Origin of the sequence: Mesorhizobium sp. M0119, assembly GCF_040322615.1 — a bacterium.
Classification (GTDB): domain Bacteria; phylum Pseudomonadota; class Alphaproteobacteria; order Rhizobiales; family Rhizobiaceae; genus Mesorhizobium.
The window spans coordinates 118,722-142,955 of the sequence record NZ_JAMYTU010000014.1 but is presented as its reverse complement, the minus strand read 5'-3'; the positions used below and the strand labels follow the sequence as shown (position 1 = coordinate 142,955).

General features: G+C 62.4%; 27 protein-coding genes and 2 pseudogenes. 15 read left to right on the top strand and 14 right to left on the bottom strand.

The window, feature by feature from the left end; translation table 11 throughout:
- Window positions 1-91: 91 nt before the first annotated feature.
- Window positions 92-973 carry an AraC family transcriptional regulator gene (locus NKJ40_RS16040; protein WP_502903717.1) on the bottom strand — a complete coding sequence of 294 codons (882 nt, stop codon included), beginning with the start codon at window positions 971-973 and terminating at the stop codon, window positions 92-94.
- 129 nt (window positions 974-1,102) lie between these two features.
- On the opposite strand from NKJ40_RS16040, the pseudogene NKJ40_RS16035 reads away from it, so the two are divergent.
- Together NKJ40_RS16035 and NKJ40_RS16030 are read left to right on the top strand one after the other, a co-directional pair.
- A pseudogene (locus tag NKJ40_RS16035) lies at window positions 1,103-2,348 on the top strand (MFS transporter).
- Window positions 2,349-2,543: 195 nt separating this feature from the next.
- A complete protein-coding gene (locus NKJ40_RS16030) occupies window positions 2,544-3,293 on the top strand; it encodes an SDR family oxidoreductase (RefSeq protein WP_352466836.1) in 750 nt (249 codons plus the stop codon).
- 58 nt (window positions 3,294-3,351) lie between these two features.
- Here NKJ40_RS16030 and NKJ40_RS16025 read toward each other — a convergent pair.
- Window positions 3,352-3,438: pseudogene (locus tag NKJ40_RS16025) on the bottom strand (alpha/beta fold hydrolase); the annotation flags it as partial.
- A 224-nt stretch (window positions 3,439-3,662) separates the two neighbouring features.
- On the opposite strand from NKJ40_RS16025, the gene NKJ40_RS16020 reads away from it, so the two are divergent.
- From NKJ40_RS16020 to NKJ40_RS15990, 7 genes are all read left to right on the top strand, one after another.
- A complete protein-coding gene (locus tag NKJ40_RS16020; RefSeq protein ID WP_352466835.1) occupies window positions 3,663-4,307 on the top strand; it encodes a 50S ribosomal protein L25/general stress protein Ctc in 645 nt (214 codons plus the stop codon).
- Between the two features lie 23 nt (window positions 4,308-4,330).
- Complete coding sequence (gene pth, locus NKJ40_RS16015) at window positions 4,331-5,065, top strand: aminoacyl-tRNA hydrolase (RefSeq protein WP_352466834.1); 735 nt, start codon at window positions 4,331-4,333, stop codon at window positions 5,063-5,065.
- 3 nt (window positions 5,066-5,068) lie between these two features.
- Window positions 5,069-5,632, top strand: coding sequence for a hypothetical protein (locus tag NKJ40_RS16010; RefSeq protein WP_352466833.1), 564 nt, complete (start codon window positions 5,069-5,071; stop codon window positions 5,630-5,632).
- A 77-nt stretch (window positions 5,633-5,709) separates the two neighbouring features.
- Window positions 5,710-6,813, top strand: a complete 1,104-nt coding sequence (gene ychF / locus NKJ40_RS16005; protein ID WP_352466832.1) for a redox-regulated ATPase YchF — start codon at window positions 5,710-5,712, stop codon at window positions 6,811-6,813.
- A 213-nt stretch (window positions 6,814-7,026) separates the two neighbouring features.
- Window positions 7,027-8,001, top strand: coding sequence for a magnesium/cobalt transporter CorA (gene corA / locus NKJ40_RS16000; RefSeq protein ID WP_352466831.1), 975 nt, complete (start codon window positions 7,027-7,029; stop codon window positions 7,999-8,001).
- 135 nt (window positions 8,002-8,136) lie between these two features.
- Window positions 8,137-8,598, top strand: a complete 462-nt coding sequence (locus NKJ40_RS15995) for a MaoC family dehydratase (protein WP_352466830.1) — start codon at window positions 8,137-8,139, stop codon at window positions 8,596-8,598.
- Complete coding sequence (locus NKJ40_RS15990; protein ID WP_352466829.1) at window positions 8,595-9,065, top strand: MaoC family dehydratase; 471 nt, start codon at window positions 8,595-8,597, stop codon at window positions 9,063-9,065. Before NKJ40_RS15995 ends, NKJ40_RS15990 begins: the two co-directional genes overlap by 4 nt.
- 46 nt (window positions 9,066-9,111) lie before the next feature.
- Here the strand turns inward: NKJ40_RS15990 and NKJ40_RS15985 are convergent, their stop codons facing one another.
- The 4 genes from NKJ40_RS15985 to petA form a co-directional block, all read right to left on the bottom strand.
- Window positions 9,112-9,657: an adenine phosphoribosyltransferase gene (locus tag NKJ40_RS15985; protein ID WP_254819181.1), complete on the bottom strand. Its 546-nt coding sequence runs from the start codon at window positions 9,655-9,657 to the stop codon at window positions 9,112-9,114.
- 214 nt (window positions 9,658-9,871) lie between these two features.
- Window positions 9,872-10,744, bottom strand: coding sequence for a cytochrome c1 (locus NKJ40_RS15980; RefSeq protein WP_352466828.1), 873 nt, complete (start codon window positions 10,742-10,744; stop codon window positions 9,872-9,874).
- Window positions 10,745-10,833: 89 nt separating this feature from the next.
- Window positions 10,834-12,135 carry a cytochrome b gene (locus NKJ40_RS15975; protein ID WP_352466827.1) on the bottom strand — a complete coding sequence of 434 codons (1,302 nt, stop codon included), beginning with the start codon at window positions 12,133-12,135 and terminating at the stop codon, window positions 10,834-10,836.
- Between the two features lie 16 nt (window positions 12,136-12,151).
- Window positions 12,152-12,712, bottom strand: coding sequence for a ubiquinol-cytochrome c reductase iron-sulfur subunit (petA, locus tag NKJ40_RS15970; RefSeq protein WP_352466826.1), 561 nt, complete (start codon window positions 12,710-12,712; stop codon window positions 12,152-12,154).
- A gap of 281 nt (window positions 12,713-12,993) precedes the next feature.
- Between petA and NKJ40_RS15965 the strand changes: the two genes are divergently transcribed.
- On the top strand, window positions 12,994-13,350 hold the full coding sequence (locus NKJ40_RS15965; protein WP_352466825.1) for a cupin domain-containing protein: 357 nt from the start codon (window positions 12,994-12,996) through the stop codon (window positions 13,348-13,350).
- A 27-nt stretch (window positions 13,351-13,377) separates the two neighbouring features.
- Here the strand turns inward: NKJ40_RS15965 and NKJ40_RS15960 are convergent, their stop codons facing one another.
- The 4 genes from NKJ40_RS15960 to NKJ40_RS15945 are packed head-to-tail and all read right to left on the bottom strand — an operon-like array spanning window position 13,378 to window position 18,053.
- The gene (locus NKJ40_RS15960) at window positions 13,378-13,692 is read right to left on the bottom strand and encodes a DUF6665 family protein (protein ID WP_352466824.1); all 315 of its coding nucleotides are present in this window, start codon (window positions 13,690-13,692) and stop codon (window positions 13,378-13,380) included.
- 22 nt (window positions 13,693-13,714) lie between these two features.
- Window positions 13,715-15,598 carry an ABC transporter ATP-binding protein gene (locus NKJ40_RS15955; protein WP_352466823.1) on the bottom strand — a complete coding sequence of 628 codons (1,884 nt, stop codon included), beginning with the start codon at window positions 15,596-15,598 and terminating at the stop codon, window positions 13,715-13,717.
- A complete protein-coding gene (locus tag NKJ40_RS15950) occupies window positions 15,595-17,484 on the bottom strand; it encodes an ABC transporter ATP-binding protein (RefSeq protein WP_352466822.1) in 1,890 nt (629 codons plus the stop codon). The genes NKJ40_RS15955 and NKJ40_RS15950 overlap by 4 nt, the downstream gene beginning before the upstream one ends.
- Before the next feature lie 26 nt (window positions 17,485-17,510).
- Entirely contained in the window at window positions 17,511-18,053 is a 543-nt protein-coding gene (locus NKJ40_RS15945; RefSeq protein WP_352466821.1) for a hypothetical protein, read from the bottom strand.
- Window positions 18,054-18,336: 283 nt separating this feature from the next.
- Between NKJ40_RS15945 and NKJ40_RS15940 the strand changes: the two genes are divergently transcribed.
- Window positions 18,337-18,795: a tRNA (cytidine(34)-2'-O)-methyltransferase gene (locus tag NKJ40_RS15940; protein WP_352466820.1), complete on the top strand. Its 459-nt coding sequence runs from the start codon at window positions 18,337-18,339 to the stop codon at window positions 18,793-18,795.
- Between the two features lie 170 nt (window positions 18,796-18,965).
- A complete protein-coding gene (gene soxR / locus NKJ40_RS15935; protein WP_352466819.1) occupies window positions 18,966-19,412 on the top strand; it encodes a redox-sensitive transcriptional activator SoxR in 447 nt (148 codons plus the stop codon).
- On the opposite strand, the gene NKJ40_RS15930 is transcribed toward soxR, so the two are convergent.
- On the bottom strand, window positions 19,409-19,666 hold the full coding sequence (locus NKJ40_RS15930) for a hypothetical protein (RefSeq protein WP_023679487.1): 258 nt from the start codon (window positions 19,664-19,666) through the stop codon (window positions 19,409-19,411). The two genes, soxR and NKJ40_RS15930, sit on opposite strands and share 4 nt — an antisense overlap.
- A 105-nt stretch (window positions 19,667-19,771) precedes the next feature.
- Here NKJ40_RS15930 and hemF point away from each other — a divergent pair, with 105 nt between their 5' ends.
- The 3 genes from hemF to NKJ40_RS15915 all read left to right on the top strand — a co-directional run bounded on the left by hemF (window position 19,772) and on the right by NKJ40_RS15915 (window position 21,675).
- Complete coding sequence (gene hemF / locus NKJ40_RS15925) at window positions 19,772-20,686, top strand: oxygen-dependent coproporphyrinogen oxidase (RefSeq protein ID WP_352466818.1); 915 nt, start codon at window positions 19,772-19,774, stop codon at window positions 20,684-20,686.
- 258 nt (window positions 20,687-20,944) lie between these two features.
- A complete protein-coding gene (locus NKJ40_RS15920) occupies window positions 20,945-21,205 on the top strand; it encodes a DUF1344 domain-containing protein (protein WP_023679489.1) in 261 nt (86 codons plus the stop codon).
- Between the two features lie 284 nt (window positions 21,206-21,489).
- Complete coding sequence (locus NKJ40_RS15915) at window positions 21,490-21,675, top strand: DUF1059 domain-containing protein (protein ID WP_292662162.1); 186 nt, start codon at window positions 21,490-21,492, stop codon at window positions 21,673-21,675.
- Window positions 21,676-21,678: 3 nt separating this feature from the next.
- On the opposite strand, the gene NKJ40_RS15910 is transcribed toward NKJ40_RS15915, so the two are convergent.
- From NKJ40_RS15910 to NKJ40_RS15900, 3 genes are read right to left on the bottom strand one after another with little or no spacing between them, the layout of a single operon-like run.
- On the bottom strand, window positions 21,679-22,947 hold the full coding sequence (locus tag NKJ40_RS15910) for a CCA tRNA nucleotidyltransferase (protein ID WP_352466817.1): 1,269 nt from the start codon (window positions 22,945-22,947) through the stop codon (window positions 21,679-21,681).
- Window positions 22,944-23,576: a CoA pyrophosphatase gene (locus NKJ40_RS15905; protein ID WP_352466843.1), complete on the bottom strand. Its 633-nt coding sequence runs from the start codon at window positions 23,574-23,576 to the stop codon at window positions 22,944-22,946. Before NKJ40_RS15905 ends, NKJ40_RS15910 begins: the two co-directional genes overlap by 4 nt.
- Window positions 23,577-23,589: 13 nt before the next feature.
- Complete coding sequence (locus NKJ40_RS15900; protein ID WP_352466842.1) at window positions 23,590-24,219, bottom strand: DUF1285 domain-containing protein; 630 nt, start codon at window positions 24,217-24,219, stop codon at window positions 23,590-23,592.
- Between the last annotated feature and the right edge of the window lie 15 nt (window positions 24,220-24,234).

Here is a 24,234-nt window from a genome sequence, read left to right as displayed (position 1 = left end):
CATTGATGCGAAAGCTCATCATCCTCGCAAACGCTCTCCTCAAGGCGCAGCGAAAATGGGCCCCTAAAACCCCTTGATCAAAACGGATACTTTAGGGCTGCGACTCAGGCCGAGCCGGGCCGCTTATCCGCCGCACACCTTCACCAGCATCACGGGCGCCGCGCATATAACCGCGTGGCGAGGCTCCCAGCATGCGCTTGAACATGGTGATGAAGGCCGGCACGCTGTCATAGCCGAGATCGAGCGCCACCCTTGTGATCGGTTCGCCGTCGGCCAGCCGCGGCAGCGCGGCGAACAGGCAGGCCTGCTGGCGCCAGGTCGACAGCGACAATCCAGTCTGGCGGTGGAACGCGCGGGTGAAAGAGCGGCGGCTCATGCCGACGATAGCGGCCCATTCATCGATCGTCGCATGCGGTGACGGTGCCGAGACGAAGCGCCGGCACAGCGCTGCCAGCCTTGCGTCGGACGGGAACGGCAGTCCGAGTGGCCGTTCCGGCAGGTTCGGGATTTCGTGCAGCAGGAGCTTCATGATCAGCCCACCCCGCCCCTCCAGCTCGGCGCCCTGCGGCAGCTTTTCCGATTCCACGATCAGGCTGTGCATCAGGTCAGTGATGCCGACGACACGCAACCCGTCCGGCAGGCCGGGAATGGCCTCCGGCATCACATAGACGGACCGCATGCTGACGTCGCCCAGCATCTCGACCGAATGTTCGGTGCCGGCGGGGATCCACATCGCGTGGTCGGGGGGCACCATCCAGCGCCCATGCCGCGTCGTTACCAGCACGACACCGACCAGCGCGTGCAGCAACTGGCTGCGGCTGTGATAGTGGCGTGGCACATGGTAGCCGTCCGGATATTCGGTCGGCAGCGCCACTGCCGGCCCGACGACCTGCTCCAGCCATTGCCAGCGACGCTCATGCAACAGCCCGAGATCGGTGTCGCCCGCTCTGAACATTTCCCTGCCATGCGGCATCGGCTATGGCCCACTTGCGAAACTATTGGACCAAACCACGAAAGAAGTCGCGTGACAAGCAACGTATAAGGCAGCCGGCCCATAAGACCGACTGCGGGAGCGCCCGCCAAAAAGACCACGGAGCCTGCCTTGACCGATACCACAGCAACCGCCGACGCCAAGCCGGCAGCGGCCAGCCACATTTCAGCTCAGGCGACGGCCTTCACCGTTATCCTGGCGGTGAGTTTCTGCCATTGTATCAACGACATCATGCAGTCGCTGCTGTCGGCGACCTATCCGCTGCTGAAGGACAATTACGGTCTCGATTTCTGGCAGATCGGCCTTCTGACTTTCACCTTCCAGGTGACGGCATCCCTGCTGCAGCCTGTGATCGGTATGATCACCGACAAGCGGCCGATGCCCTATTCGCTGCCCTACCGGCATGGCGTCCTCGTTGATCGGGCTGATCGTGCTGGCCTATGCCGGACATTACTCGCTGCTCCTCATCGGCGCCTCGCTGATCGGCATCGGCTCGGCGATCTTCCACCCGGAATCCTCGCGCATCGCCCGCTTCGCCTCCGGCGGCCGGTTCGGTCTTGCACAGTCGCTGTTCCAGGTCGGCGGCAATTTCGGCCAGGCGATGGGGCCGCTGCTGGCAGCCTTCATCGTCGTGCCCTTCGGCCAGACCAGCATCGCGTGGTTTGCCGGCGGCTCGTTGATCGGCATTATCGTGCTGTGGCAGGTCGGCGGCTGGTACAGCCGCCTGCGCGCAGCACTCGGCAGCCGTAAGGCGGCAAGCTTCGTCTCACCCTTCCCACGCCACAAGGTGATAGGCGCGCTGGCGGTGCTGACCTTGCTGGTGCTGACCAAGAACGCCTACATCGCCAGCCTGTCCAGCTACTACACCTTCTATGCCATCCATAAATTCGGCGTTTCGGTGCAGATGTCGCAAGTCATGTTGTTCCTGTTCCTCGGCGCCTCGGCCCTGGGAATCCTGCTCGGCGGTCCGTTCGGCGACCGCTACGGACAGAAGGCGATGATCTGGTTCTCGATCGTCGGCGTGCTGCCCTTCACGCTGGCCATGCCCTACGCCAATTTCGAGTGGACGATGGTGCTGACCGTGCTGATCGGCCTGATCTTGTCCTCGGCCTTCTCGAACATCGTCGTCTTCGCCCAGGAGCTGGTGCCCGGCCGGGTCGGCATGATCGCCGGCATCTTCTTCGGCTTCGCCTTCGGCATGGGCGGCATCGCGGCCGCCGTGCTTGGCGTCGTCGCCGACATGAAAGGCATCGATTTCGTCTTCCAGGTCTGCTCGTATTTGCCGCTACTCGGGCTACTGACGGTCCTCCTGCCTAACATGAAGGAAGTGAGGAAGGTGGAGGCGGCGGCCAGCTAAAAATCAGTTCATCTTTCGGAATTGATACGAGGGCGCGGCAGTTGCCGCGCCCTCGATGATTCCTTCACCATACGCCGGGTGAAAAGCCTGTTAGAGAGGGTCACCCCTGAAGGCAAAATTTTGGTCAGCAACGCCTTCAAGTTGAACATACCGGGCTCAGCCCTGATGCTCCGCGCTGAGAAAGGCAATTCGCTTATGTCCAGACTAAAAGGCAAGGCCGCATTGATTACCGGCGGCACCAGCGGCATCGGCCTGGTGACGGCGCGACGTTTCATCGAGGAAGGTGCGCGCGTCGCTATCACGGGAACCAATGCGAGCCGTCTCGAGGAGGCGCGCACCATGCTCGGCAGTGATGTGCTTGTCATTGCCGCCGACGCCGGAGATGCTGCTGCCCAGAACGACATAGCGCGGCGGATCGAGGAAACCTTCGGCAAGCTCGACGCTCTCTTCCTCAATGCCGGTATCGCCGACCTGCGCCCGCTTGGCGACTGGACCGAGGCCGCGTTTGACAGGAGCATCGATGTCGACCTCAAGGGGCCGTACTTCCTGGTCAAGGCGCTCGTTCCGCTGTTTTCGAACCCGTCGTCGATCATCCTCAGCGGCTCGGTCAACGCACATATGGGAATGGCTGGAACGCACGTCTATGCGCTGGCCAAGGCCGGCATGATTTCGCTCGCCCGGACGCTCTCGGGCGAACTGATAGAACGCGGTATTCGCGCCAATGTGATCAGCCCGGGTCCGATCGACACGCCGCTCAACGACAAACTTGGGCTGGACCCCGAAGCGGCGAAGGCGCGCGCGAAAGCTGTGGTCGGCCTGGTGCCTGCCCGTCGTTTCGGAACCGCCGAGGAAATTGCCAACGCAGTGGTCTTTCTTGCTTCGGACGAATGCCCGTTCATGGTCGGTGCGGAAATGCTGATCGATGGCGGCTTGAGCATCGCCTGACATCGGCACGACCTGACACAAGAACACCCGGGTGTTTTTTGTTACGTCCTGAAAGGCCTTACGCCCTGAAGAAGGCCAGCAGGTCGGCGTTGATGACATCGGCATGGGTGGTCGCCATGCCATCGGGGAAACCCTTGTAGACCTGTGCCTGCCATGACTTGCACCTCGCGCCGCCTTCCGCTATAGAGCCGCCACCCGCGTAGACACCCTTGGAGGCAACGCGGCGGAAGGCCGCCTCTCCGCATGATCCCGAAAAGTGGATTCCGGTTTTCGGACCAGGTCATGCGTTAGCTATGTCGGCTTTCGACGTTTACGGCCCCGGCACGTTGCCGGCCGCGAACGCTCCAGAACAACGCGAAAGGAAATGCCATGAGCCACGATACTTACGAGCTCAAGGCCGAAGCGCGCGAACAGGTCGGTAAGGGGTCCGCCCGTGCAGTTCGCCGCAACGGTAAAGTGCCTGCAGTGATTTACGGCGACAAGCAGCCTCCCCTGGCGATTGCGCTGACCTACAAGGACATCTACTACAAGATCCATGGCGGCGGGTTTCTGACCACGGTCGCCACGATCGATGTCGACGGCAACAAGATCCAGGTTCTGCCCAAGGACTTCCAGCTCGACCCGGTCAAGGATTTCCCGGTCCATGTCGATTTCCTGCGCATCGGCAAGGACACCGAAGTCAATGTCGATGTGCCCGTGCACTTCATCAATGAAGACAAGTCACCCGGCATCAAGCGCGGCGGCGTGCTCAACATCGTGCGCCACGAGGTCGAGTTCCACTGCCCGGCCAATGCGATCCCGGATTTCATCACCATCGATCTCACCGGCACGGATATCGGCGATTCGATCCACATTTCGGCCGTCACCTTGCCGGCCGGCGTCAAGCCGGTGATCTCCGACCGCGACTTCACCATCGCGACCATTGCCGGCTCCTCGGCGATGAAGCCGGAGGCCGCGGAAGAGACGACTGAAGCGGCTGAGCCCGAAGCGGCTCCTGCCGCCGAAGAGAAGTAACCCCTTCCCGCCCGGAGGCGACGATGCTTGTCTTTGCAGGCCTCGGCAATCCGGGCGCGAAATACGCCAACAACCGGCACAATGTCGGCTTCATGGCGGCGGACGCGATCGCCCGCCGCCATTCCTTTTCGCCCTGGTCGAAGAAATTCCAGAGCCTGATCGCCGAAGGCACGCTTGCCGGCGAAAAGGTGATCCTGATCAAGCCGCAGACCTTCATGAACCTGTCCGGCCAGGCGGTCGGCGAAGCCTTACGCTTCTACAAGCTCGACCCTTCGGCACTGACTGTCTTCTATGACGAGATCGACCTTGCCGCCGGCAAGGTGCGGGTCAAGGTCGGTGGCGGTTCCGGCGGCCACAACGGCATCCGCTCGCTCGACCAGCACGTCGGCAAGGATTTTCGCCGTGTGCGCATCGGCGTCGGCCACCCCGGCGTGAAGGAAATGGTGCATGGCCATGTGCTCGGCGATTTCGCCAAAGGCGACCGCGAATGGCTGGACGTACTGCTCGACGCAATCGCCGATGGTGCCGGATTGCTTGCCAAGGGCGACGACAATTCGTTCATGAATCGCGTGACGCTGGCCTTGCGCGACAAGCTCACGCCGACAGGCGACGACGACCGCCCGCCGCCCAAGGCGCCCAAGGCGCCAACGGCACAAAGCCACGTCCGCCAGGCGCGGCCGCAGCAGCCGGCGGCCAAGCTGCCCGAAACCGGCCCGATGGCGGCTATGCTGAAGAAGCTTTTTGGCGGCAAGGACTGAGCCATGGATCTGGATGACGTTCAGGAATTGGTCCGCCTCATCAGACAGAAGTATGTTGATTATTTCGTCGCTGCTGCCGGCGAACTTGCTCGCAACGGCCAAGGGTCGCATGCAACCGAGATCAAGTTTTCGAATGTCGATTCGTTCTATCGAAATCTCATCGCGGTTGATTTCGTCGGCAATGACGGACAGCCAAATCCACAATTCATCAATAGCGAAACCTATGTGAAATTCTCTCCGGATATTCACGCCGGGATTGGTGGAATGGATGTCCTCGTCTCACCGTTCAAATGGGACGAGGTTCATTTAAAATTCCCCGTAAATGAGCTCGACGGCGATCTCTTCGACGAATGGTTTCGCGGTTGGTTCGATATCGATGGCGAGCGTGAAACATCGGAGACCGTCGGAAACATCATCCACAGTGTGCAATTGCTCGACGGGCAACTGACGATCGATTTCGGAACCGCCGAGGTCGACGCGTTCTGGCATCTCCTGCAAATACTGAGCAGGTCCGGCGTTCGCGCGTTGGCGATAGGCACCGATGACATCGCGCAGCGTCTGAATTGAATTGCTCCTTGACGATCATCGGCGCTTTCGCCCATAGCCCTGATCAAATTTCGATTTCCCGATAGGACCAGACAAAAATGGGTTTCAAATGCGGCATCGTCGGCTTGCCCAATGTCGGCAAGTCGACGCTCTTCAATGCGCTGACCAGGACGGCGGCGGCGCAGGCCGCCAATTATCCGTTCTGCACCATCGAACCGAACACCGGCGAGGTGGCGGTGCCCGACCCGCGCCTGCAGAAGATCGCCGCGATCGGCAAGTCGAAGGAGATCATCCCGACCCGCATCTCGTTCGTCGACATTGCCGGTCTCGTGCGTGGCGCCTCGAAAGGCGAAGGGCTTGGCAACCAGTTCCTCGCCAACATCCGTGAGGTCGACGCCATCGTCCATGTGCTGCGCTGCTTCGAGGATGACGACATTACTCATGTCGAGGGCCGCATCGATCCTGTCGCCGATGCCGAGACCGTCGAGACCGAATTGATGCTTGCCGACCTCGACAGCCTCGATCGCCGCATCGTGCAGATCCGCAAGCGTGCCGCCGGCAAGGACAAGGAAGCAGCGACCGTACTTCCGATGATGGAAGCGGCGCTTGAACTGCTGCAGGCCGGCAAGCCCGCCCGCATCCTGCTCAACGGCATATCGGCTGAGGATCTGCGCATCCTGCAGGGGCTGAATCTCTTGACCTCACACCCGGTGCTTTACGTCTGCAACGTCGCGGAAGCCGACGCCGCCACCGGTAACGCGCATACCAGGGCGGTCGAGAAAATGGCCGCCGCGCAAGGTGCCCGCACCGTCGTGATTTCCGCGGCGATCGAGGCCGAGGTCGCCCAGCTCTCGGACGACGAGGAAATGGAATTCCTGGCAACGCTCGGTCTGGACGAACCCGGCCTGAACAAGGTCATCCGCGCCGGCTACGAGCTGCTCCAGCTCATCACCTACTTTACCGTCGGGCCGAAGGAGACACGCGCCTGGACCGTGCACAAGGGTGCCAAGGCGCCGCAGGCGGCAGGCGTCATCCACACCGATTTCGAGCGCGGCTTCATCCGCGCCCAGACCATCGCCTATGACGACTTCGTCAGGCTGGGCGGCGAAGTGGCGGCCAAGGAGGCCGGCAAGGCGCGCGACGAAGGCAAGGAGTATGTCGTCCAGGACGGTGACATCATGCTGTTCAAGTTCAACACCTGACCCGGCGAGGGAGCCCCGTGGCGACCATTGCCGTCGCTCGATGACAAACTTCAAGCAGGGTGTCGCAGTGCCTCTTGCGCTGCTTGACGGGCCGTCGTGCGGGGTCTAAGGGGCCTCTCACCGGCCTCGCGCCTCACCCGCCCGTGTCCGTGCGATCTGACTGACGCCCCCTCCAAACGAACGCTCTTTGGCAACAGCAAGGGAGACCCGGCGATGATCAAGGCCTTCGTCGTCGACAATGATCGCCTGCGCCTCGTCGACGATCTCCTGCAAAACAGCGACACTGTCGTCTGGGTCGACCTCTTCAACCCGACAAAGGAAGAAGAGACGACAATTGAGACTTGGCTCGGCATCGCCGTTCCGACCCGCGAAGAGATGGAGGAGATCGAGATCTCGAGCCGTCTCTACGTCGAGGACGGCGCCTACTTCATGACCGCCATTCTGCCTGCGCAGACCGAGGTGGACGATCCGTTGATGTCGCCGGTTACCTTCGTGCTCGCCGGCAGCAGGCTGATCACCGTGCGGTACCACGAACCGAAGGCGTTTAAGACCTTTCCGCTACGCGCCGAGAAGGTGGCGACCGGTTGCACCAGCGGCGACACCATCCTGATCGGACTACTGGAGGCGATCGTCGACCGCCTCGCCGACATTCTGGAGCGCGCCGGCCGCGACGTCGAGGCGATCTCGCGCGACATCTTCCAGGCACGCTCGACCAAGGTTTCCAAGCGCAACCGCGACTTCCAGGAGTTGTTGAAAGGCATTGGCCGCAAGGAGGACCTCGCCTCCTCGATCCGCGACAGCCTGATCTCGCTGCAGCGCCTTGCCGGGTTTCTCGCCCATGCCTCCACGCAAACCAGGATGAGCAAGGATACCCGCGCCCGCATCAAGACCTTGTCGCGCGACGTGCTGTCGCTCGCCGACCACGCCACGTTCCTGTCGCAGAAGATCAGCTTCCTGCTCGACGCGACGCTCGGCATGATCTCGATCGAGCAGAACGCCATCATCAAGATCTTCTCCGTCGCCGCTGTCATCTTCCTGCCGCCGACGCTTGTCGCTTCGATCTACGGCATGAATTTCGATATCATTCCCGAGCTCAAATGGCACTTTGGCTATCCCTTCGCCATCGGCATGATGGTGCTTTCGGCAATCCTGCCCTTCTGGTATTTCCGCCGCCGCGGCTGGCTATAGGGTCATCAATACCTCCGCTGCGGCTTGGGCGCAGCGGGCTGGCGCAGTAGAAATTGCTTGACCAAATGCCGCCCTGCCTGCATCCGGGACCCCGACCCGTAGCGATTGTACAATCCTGAACCGGATTTCCAGACCATGACCGCAAAGACCTGGGCTTATGAGGATTTTGTCGAGGGCGCTTCGCTCGACCTCGGCACCAAGCTGGTAAGTGCCGCCGAAATCATAGAATTCGCCGGCGAATTCGATGCCCAGCCGATGCATCTCGACGAGGCCGCGGGCAAGGCCAGTATCCTCGGCGGGCTGGCGGCTTCGGGCTGGCACACCTGCGCCATGTTCATGCGCATGCTGTGCGATGCCTTCCTGCTCGACTCGACCTCCCAGGGCGCGCCGGGCGTCGACCAGGTCAAATGGAAACGGCCAGTCCTGGCCGGCGACCTGTTGAGCGGCAGCACCACGGTCCTTGCCAAGCGACTGTCCAGATCGAAGCCCCGGCTTGGCCTGGTGACCATGCGCAGCGAGTTGTTCAACCAGCGCGGCGAAGGTGTTTTCGAGCTCGAAAACACCGTCATGTTCCTCACCCGCGAGGGCAGTGCGTGAGCCTCGACGAATTCTTCTGCATCGGTATCACCGTCACGCTCGGTTCGCATCAATTCGAACCGGAGTCGATCAAGGCTTTCGCCCGCAAATACGACCCGCAGATATTCCATATCGACGAAGAGGCGGCAAGGAACAGCATATTCGGCGGGCTCTGCGCCTCGGGCTGGCACACCGCCGCCACCTGGATGAAATTGAACCTCGAGGCTGGCATTGAGGCAGAGGTCGCCCGCTGGCCCGGCCCTGGGCCGGTGCCGGAATTCGGCCCCTCGCCCGGCTTCAAGAACCTCAAATGGCCCAAACCTGTCTATGCCGGGGAAACCGTGACTTTCACCCGCACCGCGCTGGCCCATCGCCCCATTGCCTCGCGACCGGGCTGGCGGCTGCTGACGCTCCGCTCAGAGGCCTTCGATTCGACCGGTGACAAGGTCATGGAATTCGAAAGTGCCGTGCTGGTGAAGGTGGAGTGAGCGGAGTTCTTCCCTTCTCCCACAGAACGGGAGAAGGAAGAAACGCTCAATGCCCCTCAAACCCGATCAGCGTCCTCACCGGCACGCCGAGCGCCTCTAACCTCTCTCGGCCGCCAAGGTCCGGCAGATCGATGACGAAGCAGGCGGCGAGGATGTCGGCGCCGATCTGCCGCAATAGCTTGACAGCCGCCTCGGCCGTGCCGCCGGTGGCGATCAAATCGTCGACGAGGATTACCTTCTCGCCTGGAGAAACACCGTCCTTGTGCATCTCCATCTCGTCCAGCCCGTATTCCAGGCTGTAGGCGACGCGCACCGTCTCGTAAGGCAACTTGCCCTTCTTGCGGATCGGCACGAAGCCGGCCGAGAGCTGGTGGGCGATGGCGCCGCCGAGGATGAAGCCGCGCGCCTCGATGCCGGCGATCTTGTCGATCTTGAGGCCGGCATAGGGATGCACCAGTTCGTCGATAGCGCGGCGGAAGGCCCGCGCATTGCCGAGCAGCGTGGTGATGTCGCGAAACAGGATGCCCGGCTTGGGATAATCCGGAATGGTGCGGATCGCCGCAAGCAGCGTCTCTTCGAGCGAGGACTTCATCAAGCGGCTCTCCGGGCCATTCAGATTCGGCTAAAGACGTGAAAGGAATTGGCCAATCGTAACCCGGCGCAGCTAAGTCCGGCTACCGCCATGTGACGCCTGACGGAAAATTGTCCGGCAAAGGGCCCGCTCCGCGCCGGCTGCGATGAATCGAATATGCCTGCAATGAAAAGGGCGCCTTTCGACGCCCTCGCACTCTCGTATGTCGCAGGGTTCAGTGCGCCACTCCGGCCCACACCTTGCGCTTGGTCAGGTAGACCAGGGCGCCGAACAGCAGCAGGAAGACCAGTACACGAAAGCCGGTCTTCTTGCGGTCCTCGAGATGCGGCTCGGCGGCCCACATCAGGAAGGCCGACACGTCGCGCGAATACTGGTCGACCGTCTGCGGCGCGCCGTCATCATAAGTAACCTGGCCGTCGGAGAGCGGCTTCGGCATCTTCAGCGACACGCCGGACAGGAAGTACGGATTGTAGTGCGTACCTTCCGGTATGACCATGCCCGCCGGCGGTTGCTGGTCGTAGCCGGTCAGCAGCGAGTGGATATAGTCGGGACCGCCCTGGGCATACTGGGTAAAGATATCGAACACGAAGCGCGGGAAGCCGCGCTCGATGCCGCGCGCCTTGGCCAACAGCGACATGTCGGGCGGTGCTGCGCCGCCATTTGCCGCCGCCGCCGCTTCCGCATTGGGGAACGGCGCTGGGAAATGGTCGGACGGCTTGCCGGAACGATCGAACATGTCGCCGGCATCGTTCGGTCCGTCATGGATCGTATATTCGGCCGCCAGCGTCTTGATCTGCGCATCCGAATAGCCAAGGCCCTCCAGTGTACGGAACGCCACCAAATTCATCGAATGGCAGGCCGAGCAGACTTCCTTATAGACCTTCAGCCCGCGCTGCAGCTGCGCCTTGTCATAGGTGCCGAACGGCCCGGCGAAGCTCCAATCCATTTCCTTCGGTTCGTGTATCGGGAAATGCGTCGGCGCCGCCTCATTGTGCGCCTCTTCCTGGGCGTTGGCTCCAGTGCCCGCGACCCCAATGCCCGCGGCCACAAGGCCAAGCAGCGCCAGCGAGGTGAGAATCTTCTTCATGCCAAATCCCCTTGAGATTCTCTGACGCGCTGTCACCGTCTCGAGCATGACCTTGTCCGAGTACCGGTTTCCACTTTTCGGAATCATGCTCAGCCCTTGGTTTCCGGCGCGGCCGTGGCGCCGGCAGGATGTCCACCGCCGCCCTTGTTCTTCTCGAGCACCGCCTCGGTGATCGAATTCGGCAGCCGCCGCGGCTTTTCGATCAGCCCGAGCACCGGCAGCGCTACCAGGAAGAAGGCGAAGTAGAACAACGTCGCCATCTGCGCCATGAACACATAGCTGCCCTCGGCCGGCTGCGAGCCCAGCCAGCCCAGCAGGATGGAATCGGCTACGAACAGCCAGAAGAACAGCTTATACCAGGGCCGGTAGACCGCCGAGCGCACCTTTGAGGTGTCGAGCCACGGCACCAGGAACAGCATGACGATCGCCCCGAAAAGGCAGAGCACGCCGCCAAGTTTGGAGTTGATCGGCCCGATATTGAAAGTGATGGCGCGCAGGATCGCGTAGAACGGCAGGAAGTACCATTCCGGGACGATGTGGGCCGGCGTCTTCAGCGGGTTGGCCACGGTGTAATTGTCCGGATGGCCGAGATAGTTCGGCAGGTAGAACACGAAATAGGCGAAGACGAACAGGAACACGATCATGCCGAACCCGTCCTTGATGGTCGCGTAAGGCGTGAAGGCGAGCGTGTCGGTCTTCGATTTGACCTCGATGCCGGTCGGATTGTTCTGGCCGACGACGTGAAGCGCCCAGATGTGCAGCACGACGACGCCGGCGATCATAAACGGCAAAAGGTAATGCAGCGCAAAGAAGCGGTTCAGCGTCGGATTGTCGACCGCGAACCCGCCGAGCAAAAGTTGCTGGATCCAGTCGCCGACCAGCGGTATGGCGGTGAAGAAGCCGGTGATGACGGTAGCGCCCCAGAACGACATCTGTCCCCAGGGCAGCACATAGCCCATGAACCCGGTCGCCATCATCAGCAGGTAGATGATGCAGCCGAGGATCCACAGCAGCTCGCGCGGCGCCTTGTAGGAGCCGTAGTAGAGGCCACGGAAGATATGGATGTAGACGGCGACGAAGAAGAACGACGCGCCGTTCGAATGCAGGTAGCGCAGCAGCCAGCCCGAATTCACGTCGCGCATGATCTTCTCGACCGAATCGAAGGCGAGAGTGCTGTCGGCCGCATAGTGCATGGCCAGCACGATACCGGTCAGGATCTGCGCCGCCAGCATGAGCGCAAGGATGCCGCCGAAGGTCCAGGCATAGTTTAGATTGCGCGGCACCGGATAGGCGATGAAGCTGTCATAGACCAGCCGCGGCAGCGGCATGCGCGAATCGAACCAGCGTCCGATGCCGGTCTTGGGCGTATAGGTCGAGTGTCCCTCGCTCATGGAAATATCCCCTGCCTCAGCCGATACGGATCTTGGTGTCGGAAACGAATTGGAACACCGGTACCGCCATGTTCTCCGGCGCCGGCCCCTTCCGGATGCGGCCGGCAGTATCGTATACGGAACCGTGGCATGGGCAGAACCAGCCGCCGAAATCGCCTTCCTGGCCGAGCGGGATGCAGCCGAGATGGGTGCAGACCTGGACCATCACCATCCAGGCTTCCTTGCCCGGCGTGGTTCGGTTGGCGTCGGTTGCCGGCGCGTCGGCCGGCAGGTTGGCGTTGCGGGCGATTGGATCCTTGAGCTCGGCGAGATTGACCGCCTCGCCGTCCTTCATCTCTTTTTCGGTGCGGTTGCGCACGACCACCGGCCTGCCGCGCCACTTCACGACGAGCGACATTCCCGGCGTCAGCGAAGAGACGTCGACCTCGACCGAGGCGAGGGCCAGCGTCGAAGCATCCGGGCGCATCTGGTCGATGAACGGCCAGGCAACGGCGCCCGCGCCGACCACTGCGGCCATGCCGGTGGCGATGTAGAGAAAATCACGACGGTTGGGATCCTGGGTGTCGGTTGCGCTCACGGGTGCCTGATCCTTTCGCCTCTTCCGTGCCGGCGGCCGAGCCTTGTTCCCCGCTCAATCGCGCCGGCCCGACAGCGCATGGCGAGCAGGCTAGCGAATTCCTCCGGCATTTGGGACTTGGGTTTATGCGTGAAGCCTGTTTTTGTCCAGACGGGTGAAGGCACAAGGGCAGATTGTCGCGGGGGCGTAATTCGCACGGCGGAACGATTGGAAAACAGCAGCAAAACCAAATGGCTGCGTTCGCCTCGACAGCTGGCGCTGGCCCGGTTTATCCTCGGCCTATGGCGCATGTCATAGACCGCGACAAATGGGCCGAAGCGCCCGACCGCTGGCCCGACCACTGGCAGGGCGAGCTGCAAGGCGGAGCTTACGGCTCCCGCAGCTGCCTGATCTTCAACCATCTGCCCGAGATCGGCGGCGGCCCCAGGCTGCACAGCCATCCCTATTGCGAGATTTTTATCATCCGGACCGGGACCGGTCTGTTCACCGTCGGCGACCGGCAGATCGAGGCCACAGCCGGCCAGATCCTGGTCGTACCGCCGAACACGCCGCACAAATTCACCAATCTCGGGCCAGGCCCGCTGGAAACCACCGACATACACGAGAACGGCAGCTTCATCACCGAGTGGCTGGAATAACGCTTCCCAAACCAGTTCCGGTTCGGATCATGCGCTGGCGCCGAGCCTGGCCAGCACGGCCTTGGGAATGTTGTATTCCCGGATCACCGCGTCGTGCTTGCGCAGGCCGCAGAGTTCGCGCTGGATGAAATACCCGTGCACCGCTTCGGCTGCATCCCTGAGCAGCCGGGCTCGATCGTCGCTGTCGCAATTCTCGCGCAGCCTCGTCAATGTTTCCTCGACGCGCCGGCCGGCGCGGCCGAGCGCGGCCGCCTTCTCGCCGAGGATTTCATGGCCAAGCAGGTCCAACGCGCTCTCCTGCGCGCCGGACCGTCCGAAATTCGATGGCATTCTCACCGCCATGGTCTACTCCGGTTTTTAGAAACTACTCCGCCGGCCGGGTCTCGGCCAGCGCGCTCTCCTCGTTGAACAGGAAGCCGCCGGACTGCCGCTTCCACAGCCTTGCATAGAGCCCGTCGAGCCCGACCAACTCGTCATGCGTGCCTTGCTCGACGATGCGGCCCTCGTCGAGCACCACCAGCCGGTCGAGTGCCGCAATGGTCGACAGCCGATGCGCGATGGCGATGACCGTCTTGCCTTCCATCAGCCTTGCCAGATTTTCCTGGATCGCCGCCTCGATGTCGGAATCGAGCGCCGAGGTCGCCTCATCGAGCACCAGGATCGGTGCATCCTTGAGGAAGACGCGGGCGATCGCCACGCGCTGGCGCTGGCCGCCGGAGAGCTTGACGCCGCGCTCGCCGACATAGGCCTCATAGCCAATACGATCGCGATTGTCGCGCAGACCGAGGATGAACTCGTGCGCCTCGGCCTTCTCCGCTGCCGCGACCACCTCGGCGTCGGTCGCTTCCGGCATGCCGAGCTTGATGTTGTCGCGCAGCGAGCGGTGGAAAAGTGCCGTATCCTGGCTAACAACGCCGATATTGGCGCGCAGCGAGTTCTGCGTGACCCTGGCAACGTCCTGCCCGTCAATGGCGATCTTGCCGCTCTCAAGATCGTAGAGGCGCAGGATCAGATTGACCAAGGTCGTCTTGCCGGCGCCGGACGGTCCGACCAGCCCGACCTTTTCGCCCGACCGCACCACCAAGTCGATGCCGTTGAGCACGCCGAACCCTTTGCCGTAGTGGAACTCGACGTTGCTTACGTCGATGCGGCCGCCGCCGATGACAAGCTCTTTCGCGTCCGGTGCATCGGTCAGGCCGAGCGGCTGCGAGATCAGCGCCTTGGAGTTTTCCAGCACGCCGAGGTTCCGCAATATGCTGTTGAGCTGCATCATCAGCCGGCCGAGCAGCATGTTCAGCCGCAACACCAACGACAGCGTGAAGGCGACGGCGCCGACCGTGATCGAGCCCTCGACCCAGAGATAAACGGCAAAGCAGGCGATCGCCGTGATCATGATGCCCGACAGCATCGTCAGCGCCATGCGCACGCCGGTCAGCCGGCGGGTGAACGGGCGCAGCGCGTCGAGATAGATGTCGAAGCCGTTCCTGATATAGCGGTCGTCGCCATCGGCCGAGAACAGCTTCAGCGTCTGCACGTTCGAATAGGAATCGACGATGCGGCCGGTGATCATCGAGCCGGCTTCGGCGGTGGCTTCGGCATGCTTGCGGATCGCCGGCACATAGCGTCTGGCCAGCAGGCCGAAGGCGGTAATCCAGATCACCACCAGCACCGCCAGCCGGAGGTCGAGCCCGGCGACCAGCGCCAGCGTCGTCACCGTATAGACGACCATGAACCAGACGACCTCGATGAAGCTTTCCATCAGATCGCCGGTCGCCTGTCCCGCCTGCCAGACCTTGGTCGCGATACGTCCGGCAAAGTCGTTCTGGAAGAAGGCGTAGGATTGGCGCGAGACATGGCGATGCGCCTGCCAGCGCACCAGATTGTAGAAACCCGGCGTGATCGTCTGCTCGTCAACCAGCGCCGACAGGCCGACGACGATGGTGCGGATGACCAGCACCACGGCAATCATGAAGACAAGTTCCGGGCCGGCGGCAGTCCACAGCGCGTGCCAGCTGCGTTCGCCTGGAAGCTGGTCGAGGATGTCGACCAGCCGCCCGACGAAATAGAACAATCCGGCTTCGACCAGCGGCGCGATGCCGCCGATCACCAGCATGGCGAAGAAGGCGATCTTCGCCTGCCCGACATAGTGCCAGAGGAAACCCCTGACGCCGGCAGGTGGCCGAAGGTCCGCGGGCTCCCGGAATGGATAGACCCAGTTCTCGAACCAGCGGTAGATGGCAGTCATCATTCGGCGGCTTCACCCTTGGCGAGTGCATCGTTGGCGGCTGCATCGTTGACAGAGGGGCCGTCGTCGAGCAGGAAGCCGCCCGACTGGCGCTGCCAAAGCTGGGCGTAGAGCCCGCCTATGGCAACGAGTTCCACATGCGAACCTTCCTCGATGACGCGGCCTTTGTCCATGACGACGAGGCGGTCCATGGCTGCGATCGTCGACAGCCGGTGCGCAATGGCGATGACGGTCTTGCCTTGCATGAGCTTGTAGAGGTTCTCTTGGATGGCCGCCTCGGCCTCGGAATCGAGCGCGGACGTCGCCTCGTCGAGAATGAGAATCGGCGCGTCCTTCAGCATGACGCGGGCAATGGCAATGCGTTGCCGCTGGCCGCCGGACAATTTGACGCCGCGATCGCCGACATGCGCGTCGAAACCCTTGCGGCCGCTCGAATCCGACAATCCAGCAATGAAATCCAGCGCCTCGGCGCGCCGCGCCGCCTCGATCAGCATCTCGTTGCTGGCGTCCGGCCGGCCATAGAGGATATTCTCGCGTACCGAGCGATGCAGCAGCGAGGTGTCCTGCGTGACCATGCCGATCTGGGCGCGCAGCGAGTCCTGCGCCACCGCCGCGATGTCCTGGCCGTCGATCAGGATCTTGCCGCTTTCGAGGTCGTAGAAGCGCAACAGAAGATTGACCAGCGTCGACTTGCCGGCACCCGAACGGCCGACGATGCCGACCTTCTCGCCCGGCTTCATCGTCAGCGACAGGCTTTCGATCACGCCCTTCTGCTTGCCGTAGTGGAAGCGGATGTCCTCAAAACGGATCTCCCCCTTGGTCACGGCAATATCCTTGGCGCCAGGCCGGTCTTCGACGAGGCGCGGCAGCGAGATCGAGGCGATGCCGTCCTGCACCGTGCCGATATTCTCGAACAGCGTGGACATCTCCCACATGATCCATTGCGACATGCCCCAGAGCCGAAGCACGAGGCCGATGACCAGGGCGACCGCGCCGATCGTCACGGCTTGGCCGAGCCACAGCCATAGCGAGATTGCGGTGACCGAAAACAACAGCAGCGAATTCAGGACGTAGAGCAGGCCGTAGAGCTGCGTCACCAACCGCATCGATCGGTAAACCGTGTCGAGAAAGCCGGCCATACCGTCCTTGGCGAAGGATGCCTCGCGCCGCGCATGCGAGAACAGCTTGACCGTCTGGATATTGGAGTAGCTGTCGACGACCCGGCCGGTCATGGTTGAGCGCGCATTGGCCTGCTCCTCGCCGACCTTGCCCAGCCGCGGGATGAAATAGCGCAACAGCAGGACATATCCGGCAAGCCAGGCGGTAAGCGGCGCAGCCAGCCGCCAGTCTGCCGAGCCGACGATGAACAGCATGCCAAGAAAATAGACGACGATATAATTGAGGACGTCGATGAGCTTGATGACGCATTCGCGCACCGCGAGCGCCGTCTGCATCAGCTTGGTCGCGATGCGTCCGGCGAACTCGTCCTGATAGAAGCTCATCGACTGCTTGAGCAGATAGCGATGCACCTGCCAGCGGATGCGCATCGGATAGTTGCCCATCAGCGTCTGCTGGTTGAGCAGCGAATGGAACCAGACCGTCGCCGGCAGCGCGAAAACCACGATGAAGGCCATGCCGGCCAGCTTCAAGCTCTCGGTCTGCAGGAACGTCTCGCGATTCTGCGCCGACAGCCAGTCGACGATCCGGCCCATGAAGCCGAACATCCACACCTCGGCAAGCGCGATGGCCGTCACCAGCACCGCATCGAGAGCGATGTAGGGCCACGCGCCGCGCGTATAATGCACGCAGAAGGCGATCAGTGTCCTTGGCGGCTCGACCGGCTCCTTGGCAGGGAACGGATCGAGCCTTTTTTCAAACCAGCTAAACATAGTGATGCTCACAATATTGGTTCCGCTCACGCGGCACGGGAACGGACGAGGTGCCCAGACCGCATGGCGTCAAGGACCGGCGATACGGAATCGTCCGCCTCGCCGGTCCTGCTTCGCGCTATATAGGTTGTCGCGGGCCTTTCGCCGACAGTCTCGTTTGACGATGCTGACGACGTTTTGACGATCCGGATTTTCGCGCCGGTTTTTGCACCAGGCCGGATCAGCCTGATGATCCGGCGCACCAGCGACGGCCGGCTATGGTCCGGAACGGCGCGCGAGAAATCGACGTCCGGCAGCATGCCGCGATGCGGGCGCTGGCGGGTCTCGGCGTGAACCGCTGACGAGTAGGTCTCGCCGATCAAAAGCGCCCAGGTCGCAGTCTTGCGCTCGTGCAGGCTTCTTGAGCCGGGTATTCTACAGGGATCGAACATCGGTCCGTCCTCCAGTTGAAGATGCAGATAGAAGGGTGAACCAACCCAGGCCGCGGGCACGCGCAGCGCGGCAAAGGTCACATCGGTCGAAGTGTGTTCAGGTGGGGCGTTCAGCCCCTTCCACAGCTTGAAAAACATCGCAGGATTCCTTCAAAGGCCGAAAAAGGTTTCGGCGGGAATCGGTGCGATTGAAGTCTAGAAAGTCAGGAGAAGCGTCGTGCCGAATCCGCCGTCGGGCTGGTAAGCCCACGAGAGGGGTGGTGGATGTGCATGGCCATCATGAATTACCCCTCCATCGGTTCGGGTTGACAATGCTGGCCGTATAACCGACTTCGCAGAAAATGACCACCCGCCAGTCCAGGAATTTCCAAAACCGCGAGAGCTCTGTGGCTGATCTGCCACTTATTAGAAAGACGCGGAAATGAACGACCGTCTCCGCATCGCGCTCTACCAGCCTGATATCGCCGGCAACACCGGGACAATCCTGCGCTTCGCCGCTTGCCTCGGTCTCGGCGTCGACATCGTCGAACCGGCGGGGTTCCCGCTCAGTGACCGGGCGCTGAAACGGGCCGGAATGGACTACCTCGAAATGGCGGCGCTCACCCGGCATGTCGACTGGCACGCCTTCGAGGACTGGCGCAAACTTGGCAAGCGGCGGCTGGTGCTGCTGTCGACCAAAGCCGCTGTCGCCTACACGGATTTCGTCTTCGCCACCGATGACATTCTCCTGTTCGGCCGCGAATCCGCAGGCGTGCCGGATGCCGTCCACGAGGCGGCGGATGCGCGACTGATCATCCCGATGCAGCCCGGCGCGCGCAGCATCAACGTCGCGCTTTCCGTTGCGATGGTGGCGGCCGAGGCGATCCGGCAGCTCCGCTAGGATGTGTACGTGATCGCCGGCCGCAGCGACTAAGGCGTCGTCCTCACGCAACACTGCGTCCTCTCCGGTCATTCTCATCCAGACGCACATCGCCTTCTCCTGCCGTTTGCATCTTCGAGGCTTCTTCGCTACAAGCTCAACTTAACTTGAGGTCAAGCGGAAAATCGGAGATGGCTGCGGCAACGGAATTAACAGTCGGCCAAGTGGCCACGCGCAGCGGCGTGGCGGTGTCGGCGCTGCATTTCTACGAAGCACGCGGGCTGATCCGCAGCCACCGCACATCAGGCAACCAACGGCGTTACGGCCGCGACGTGCTGCGACGTGTGGCGATCATCAAGGTAGCGCAGGAGGTCGGCATTTCGCTGGCCGAGATCGGCGCCGCACTTCGATCATTGCCCGAAGGCCGAACGCCGACGCGCGAGGATTGGAACCTGCTTTCGACGGCTTGGCGCGACGAGCTCGACCAGAAGATTGCCCAGCTCAAGAAGCTGCGCGATGGCCTGACCGACTGCATCGGCTGCGGCTGCATGTCGATCGACAAATGCCCGCTGCGGAACAAGGGCGACCGGCTGAGCACCCGGGGGCCGGGAGCGAGACGTTTGCTGATCGAGCGTTAATCCGCCGCCGGCAGCCGCCTGATGGTGAATTCGATGACGTCGCCCGGCCGCTCGAACCAGCTCTCGATCTCGGTCCAATAGGCCTGCTTGGGAAAGCGCTCGAACCATTCCTTCGCCTTGAGACGAGCATCGGAGCGCGGCAGCACGAAGGTCTCGCGCAGAAATCCGTCGCGCGGCATGCGCGCGTTCTCGGCGCGTGAACGGTCGAGCCTCTTCTTCAGGCCATCCAGCGGCGGTCTTGCCGGGGTGCGCACGAAAGAACTCCATTCCCACTTGACCCTTGCACCTAAGAGATTAGGGATCGCGGCCGGAAAAGACGAGTCATTTGTCGGGGTACGCCCCGCAACCGGAGACAGGATTTGCAACGACCCGAGATACCGGCGGGGCTGCCAGCCGACATCGAACAGAAGAAGATGAAGGCACGGCTGTGGTTCGAGACGTTGCGCGAGCGCATCTGCGCCAGCTTCGAGCAGATCGAGCAGGACCTGCACGGGCCGCAGGCCAGCTGGTCGCCCGGTCGCTTCGAAAAGACGCCGTGGCAACGCGAGGCCGGCAAGGGCGGCGGCGGCATCATGTCGATGATGCACGGCCGCGTCTTCGAGAAGGTCGGCGTCCACACCTCGACCGTCCATGGCGAGTTCTCGCCCGAATTCAGGAAGCAGATGCCGGGCGCCGAAGAGGACCCGTCCTTCTGGGCGAGCGGCATCTCGCTGATCGCCCATCCGTGGAACCCCAACGTGCCGGCCGTGCATATGAACACGCGCATGGTCGTCACCTCGCGCCAGTGGTTCGGGGGCGGCGCCGACCTGACACCGGTGCTCGACCGCCGCCGCAGCCAGGACGACCCCGACACGATCGCCTTCCACAGGGCGATGCAATTTGCCTGCGAGAAGAACGCGGCGATCGCCGACTACGCGAAATTCAAGGCTTGGTGCGACGAGTACTTCTATCTGCCGCACCGCGACGAGCCACGCGGTACCGGCGGTATCTTCTTCGACTGGCTGCATTCGGGCGAGGACAAAGGCGGCTGGGACGCCGATTTCAACTTCGTCCAGGACGTCGGGCGATCTTTTCTCGTCGTCTACGGACATCTGGTGCGCGCCAACTTCAATGACAACTGGACCGATGGCGACCGTGACGAGCAGCTCATCCGCCGCGGCCGCTATGTCGAATTCAACTTGCTTCACGATCGCGGCACCATCTTCGGGCTGAAGACCGGCGGCAATGTCGCGTCGATCCTGTCCAGCCTGCCGCCTGAGGTGAAATGGCCGTAAAATCTCGGTGAGCGCAACGTGAGCCGCAATCGGGTCCAAATCCCCAGAATTTGACGGCGAATGTGGCGCAACGCGCGCCAGAAAATATCTTTTTCGTCTAATATTCTATTGAAAAGGTTGGGTTATTTGTCGCGTCGGGCCGGGAAACGCCGGCGGTTCTTTACTCCCGAGATCCGCGACCCGACGTGACCGGACGGCCCATGATCGAATGGGGCACCTTTCCCAAGCGGGTGCCCGCATTTTCCAGGAGAGCATGCCATGCGCAAGCTTATTATGACTGCAGCCGCCGCTGCCGTTCTCGCCTCTGGTACTGCCGCATTCGCTGCGGTCAAGCACACCACCGGCACGATCAAAAGCTTTGATGGAACGGCGATGAGCCTGGTTCTGGATAACGGAGCCACCTTTACGTTGCCCCAGACCTTCAAGGATCCTGGCCTGAAGGTCGGCGAAAAGGTCCGCGTCACGTGGGATATGAGCGGCAAGGACAAAATTGCCGAGGCGGTCAAGATCGTGAAGTGATGCCTGCCCGCTGAAGCAAGACGAGGTCTTGCGTCCTGGGTAGCGTAAGAGGGCGGAGCAGCGCGGCTCCGCCTTTTCGCAACCCGATCACTAGGGGGCCGCGTGTCAGCTTGGACGCGCGGCGCTCTAAGGCAACCAAAACCGTTCGATCGTGTTATGCTTAGCCGGCCAGCGTGTAATCCCGATACCGGAATCCGGTTCCGGATCATGTGCGAGGTCAAAGGTCTGGAGCTACCGTGTCATTGCGCGGCGCGGCGCTCCAAGGAGGAAATGAGGAGAAGCCGATGAAGGAATTCCATTGCGGGTCGCTCGTACCCGGCTGCGAGTGGCACACACGCGCCGAGGAGGAGGCTGAGGTCATGCGCCGTGCCGTCGAGCATCTGCGCGAGACGCACGGCGAGACGGTGATCCGCGAGACGATGATCGAGGCGATCCGCTCGCGCATCGAAAAGGCTCGCGACGCAGCGTGACGGTTAGGATTCGAGTGCCTCTGCGGCGCGCTTGAGCAGCGCGCCGCGATCAAGCGCAAAACCGGACTCGACCCATTCCTTTTCGAGATTTTTCAACGTTGCACCAAGCTTCGGCCCCGGTGATGCGCCAAGTGTCGTCAGATCGGCGCCCTTGAGCGGAAAAACAGGGTTTTGCCATTTTGCGGCGAAGGCAAGCAGGCGCGAGAAGCCGCCGGCTTCGAGCAGTGCGTCATTGTCTTCGACCGCGCGGGCACGAGCGGAAGCGAGCGACAGCCGCAACCGATCGACAAAGCCTTGGCGGTCGCCAAAATAAAGCCTTTTCGCCAACTCTCCTTCGGTCGTTTTCGGATCGACGGCAGCCGTGATCGCCCAATGCCGCAGGCGGCTTGCCTCGCTCACGGAAAGTCTCAATCTCTCGGCAAGCGTTTTCATGCGCGCGGCATCCGGCGGCACGATGGCTTCCAGCCTGAGCAGCGGGTCCGGCGCCCAGGCCAGATCCTTCTCGGTCTTGATCAGCCCATGGATCGCATCGATGCCCCATTTCTCGCTTTCCGGCAAAACGGCGGTCAGAACGCCGGCCTGGCGCATCCACAGCAGCGCCCGCGACGGATCTGGCGCTGACAGCAATTTCTTCAATTCCCACCAGACACGCTCGACCGAGAGCTGGTCGAGCCCCGGCTTCAGCCGGGCGCAAGCCTTCAATCCTTCGGCATCCGGCCTGCCGTCGCCATACCAGGCGAAGAAACGGAAGAAACGCAGGATGCGCAGATAATCCTCGCGGATGCGCGCTTCCGGATCGCCGATGAAGCGCAGCCGCCGCGCTTCGATATCGGCGATACCGCCGACCAGATCGACGACCGTTCCGTCAGCTTCGGCATAGAGTGCATTGATGGTGAAATCGCGCCGCTCAGCGTCGGCTTTCCAGTCGCGGCCGAACGACACTTTGGCGCGCCGGCCGTCGGTTTCGATATCGGCACGCAGCGTGGTGACCTCATAGGCCTTGCCGTGGGCGACCGCGGTGATGGTGCCATGCTCGATGCCGGTCGGAACCGTCTTGAAGCCCGCCGCCTCGGCGCGCCGGATGGTTTCCTCAGGCACCGTGGTGGTGGCAATGTCGATGTCGGCGACAGGCTGTCCGATAAGCGCGTTGCGCACGGCACCGCCGGCGACGCGTGCCTCCTCGCCGCCATCAGTCAGCGCGGCGAGCAGGCGCTGCAGGTGGCTTTCGCCGAGCCAGCCGGCCTTGCCCGCGATCGACACCGGATTGCTCACGAATAGAGCCTTTCATAAAGCGTTCGGATGATGCCCGCGGTGACGCCCCAGATGCGCTGGCCGCCATAGGGCATCTCGTAAAAGAACCATTCGAGGTCGTTCCACATGCGACTGTCTCTGGTGTGGTTGGCGGGCTCCATCAGAAAGCCCAGCGGCACCTCGAAGACGGCATCGACCTCGTCCGAATTCAGCGTCAGGCTGAAACCGGGCCGCACAATCCCGAGCACCGGGGCGATGCGATAGCCGCTGCCGGAGACGTAGTCCGGCAGACGGCCGATGATCTCGATGTAATCCCTATCGAGACCGATCTCCTCGAATGTCTCGCGCAATGCCGCCGCTTCCGGGCTCGCATCGGTTGGATCGATGGTTCCGCCGGGGAAAGCCACCTGCCCCGAATGGTTGCGCAGCTTTTCCGCCCGCCTGGTCAAAAGGACCGTGGCTTCATGGCCATGATCGATCACCGGGATCAGCACGGCGGCATCGCGCAGCGCCTTGGCCAGCTTCAGCCTGGGATGGCCCGGATTGAAGCGGTGGTCGCCAAAATCGTCGCCGGCATGCGCCAGCGGCTGCTCCGCGACGCGCTGGCGAAACCCGGCAGCGGAAAACGGCAACGGCGTCACCTGATCCATCATAGGCGGTCCATCATGCGCTCAGCCGTTTCAGTTTCTCAGCCGGCATGATTGGATAGACCTCGCCTTTGGAACGGACGGCAAACGTCGTCTTGCCATCGATGTCGATCTCTTCGCCGTGCTCGACCAGCTCGTACATCACCGGCCGCGCCACCAGCGCCTCCAGCCGCCCGCGCACCAGCACGTAGGGCTTCAGGCCACCTGTCTCGTCCTCATCGACGAAGCGCAGCGGGTGCCCCGCCCCAGCCTCGACCACGTCGCCGACATTGGTGCGAAAGGTGATGATTTGTCCGTCGCCGGCGCCCGACACGTCCATCTCGACGGCAATGAAGGGCGCGTCGGCAACGCGGATCCCGACCTTTTCCACCGGCGTCACCAGGTAGGTCCTACCGTCCTCGTCCTTGCGCAGCACCGAGGAAAAAAGCTGCACCAGCGGCATCCGGCCGATCGGCGTTCCCAGATAGAACCAGGTGCCATCCTGCTTGATCTCCATGTCGAGATCGCCGCAAAACGCCGGATTCCAGCGTTCCACCGGCGCCTGCCCCTTGCCGGCGCGCGTCGCGCGCGAGACCAGCGCCTCCAGCCCGCGCGCCTCGGTCGCGGCCGTCAGGCTCTCTTCACGATGGTCGGCGGCTTCCGTCATGGTCACGAAATAGTC

Coding starts and splice junctions, on each gene's coding strand:
- NKJ40_RS16040 (WP_502903717.1), bottom strand. CDS start 973: ATGCCGCATGGCAGGGAAATGTTCAGAGCGGGCGACACCGATCTCGGG.
- NKJ40_RS16030 (WP_352466836.1), top strand. CDS start 2,544: ATGTCCAGACTAAAAGGCAAGGCCGCATTGATTACCGGCGGCACCAGC.
- NKJ40_RS16020 (WP_352466835.1), top strand. CDS start 3,663: ATGAGCCACGATACTTACGAGCTCAAGGCCGAAGCGCGCGAACAGGTC.
- pth (WP_352466834.1), top strand. CDS start 4,331: ATGCTTGTCTTTGCAGGCCTCGGCAATCCGGGCGCGAAATACGCCAAC.
- NKJ40_RS16010 (WP_352466833.1), top strand. CDS start 5,069: ATGGATCTGGATGACGTTCAGGAATTGGTCCGCCTCATCAGACAGAAG.
- ychF (WP_352466832.1), top strand. CDS start 5,710: ATGGGTTTCAAATGCGGCATCGTCGGCTTGCCCAATGTCGGCAAGTCG.
- corA (WP_352466831.1), top strand. CDS start 7,027: ATGATCAAGGCCTTCGTCGTCGACAATGATCGCCTGCGCCTCGTCGAC.
- NKJ40_RS15995 (WP_352466830.1), top strand. CDS start 8,137: ATGACCGCAAAGACCTGGGCTTATGAGGATTTTGTCGAGGGCGCTTCG.
- NKJ40_RS15985 (WP_254819181.1), bottom strand. CDS start 9,657: ATGAAGTCCTCGCTCGAAGAGACGCTGCTTGCGGCGATCCGCACCATT.
- NKJ40_RS15980 (WP_352466828.1), bottom strand. CDS start 10,744: ATGAAGAAGATTCTCACCTCGCTGGCGCTGCTTGGCCTTGTGGCCGCG.
- NKJ40_RS15975 (WP_352466827.1), bottom strand. CDS start 12,135: ATGAGCGAGGGACACTCGACCTATACGCCCAAGACCGGCATCGGACGC.
- NKJ40_RS15965 (WP_352466825.1), top strand. CDS start 12,994: ATGGCGCATGTCATAGACCGCGACAAATGGGCCGAAGCGCCCGACCGC.
- NKJ40_RS15960 (WP_352466824.1), bottom strand. CDS start 13,692: ATGGCGGTGAGAATGCCATCGAATTTCGGACGGTCCGGCGCGCAGGAG.
- NKJ40_RS15955 (WP_352466823.1), bottom strand. CDS start 15,598: ATGATGACTGCCATCTACCGCTGGTTCGAGAACTGGGTCTATCCATTC.
- NKJ40_RS15950 (WP_352466822.1), bottom strand. CDS start 17,484: ATGTTTAGCTGGTTTGAAAAAAGGCTCGATCCGTTCCCTGCCAAGGAG.
- NKJ40_RS15945 (WP_352466821.1), bottom strand. CDS start 18,053: ATGTTTTTCAAGCTGTGGAAGGGGCTGAACGCCCCACCTGAACACACT.
- NKJ40_RS15940 (WP_352466820.1), top strand. CDS start 18,337: ATGAACGACCGTCTCCGCATCGCGCTCTACCAGCCTGATATCGCCGGC.
- soxR (WP_352466819.1), top strand. CDS start 18,966: ATGGCTGCGGCAACGGAATTAACAGTCGGCCAAGTGGCCACGCGCAGC.
- NKJ40_RS15920 (WP_023679489.1), top strand. CDS start 20,945: ATGCGCAAGCTTATTATGACTGCAGCCGCCGCTGCCGTTCTCGCCTCT.
- NKJ40_RS15915 (WP_292662162.1), top strand. CDS start 21,490: ATGAAGGAATTCCATTGCGGGTCGCTCGTACCCGGCTGCGAGTGGCAC.
- NKJ40_RS15905 (WP_352466843.1), bottom strand. CDS start 23,576: ATGGATCAGGTGACGCCGTTGCCGTTTTCCGCTGCCGGGTTTCGCCAG.
- NKJ40_RS15900 (WP_352466842.1), bottom strand. CDS start 24,219: ATGACGGAAGCCGCCGACCATCGTGAAGAGAGCCTGACGGCCGCGACC.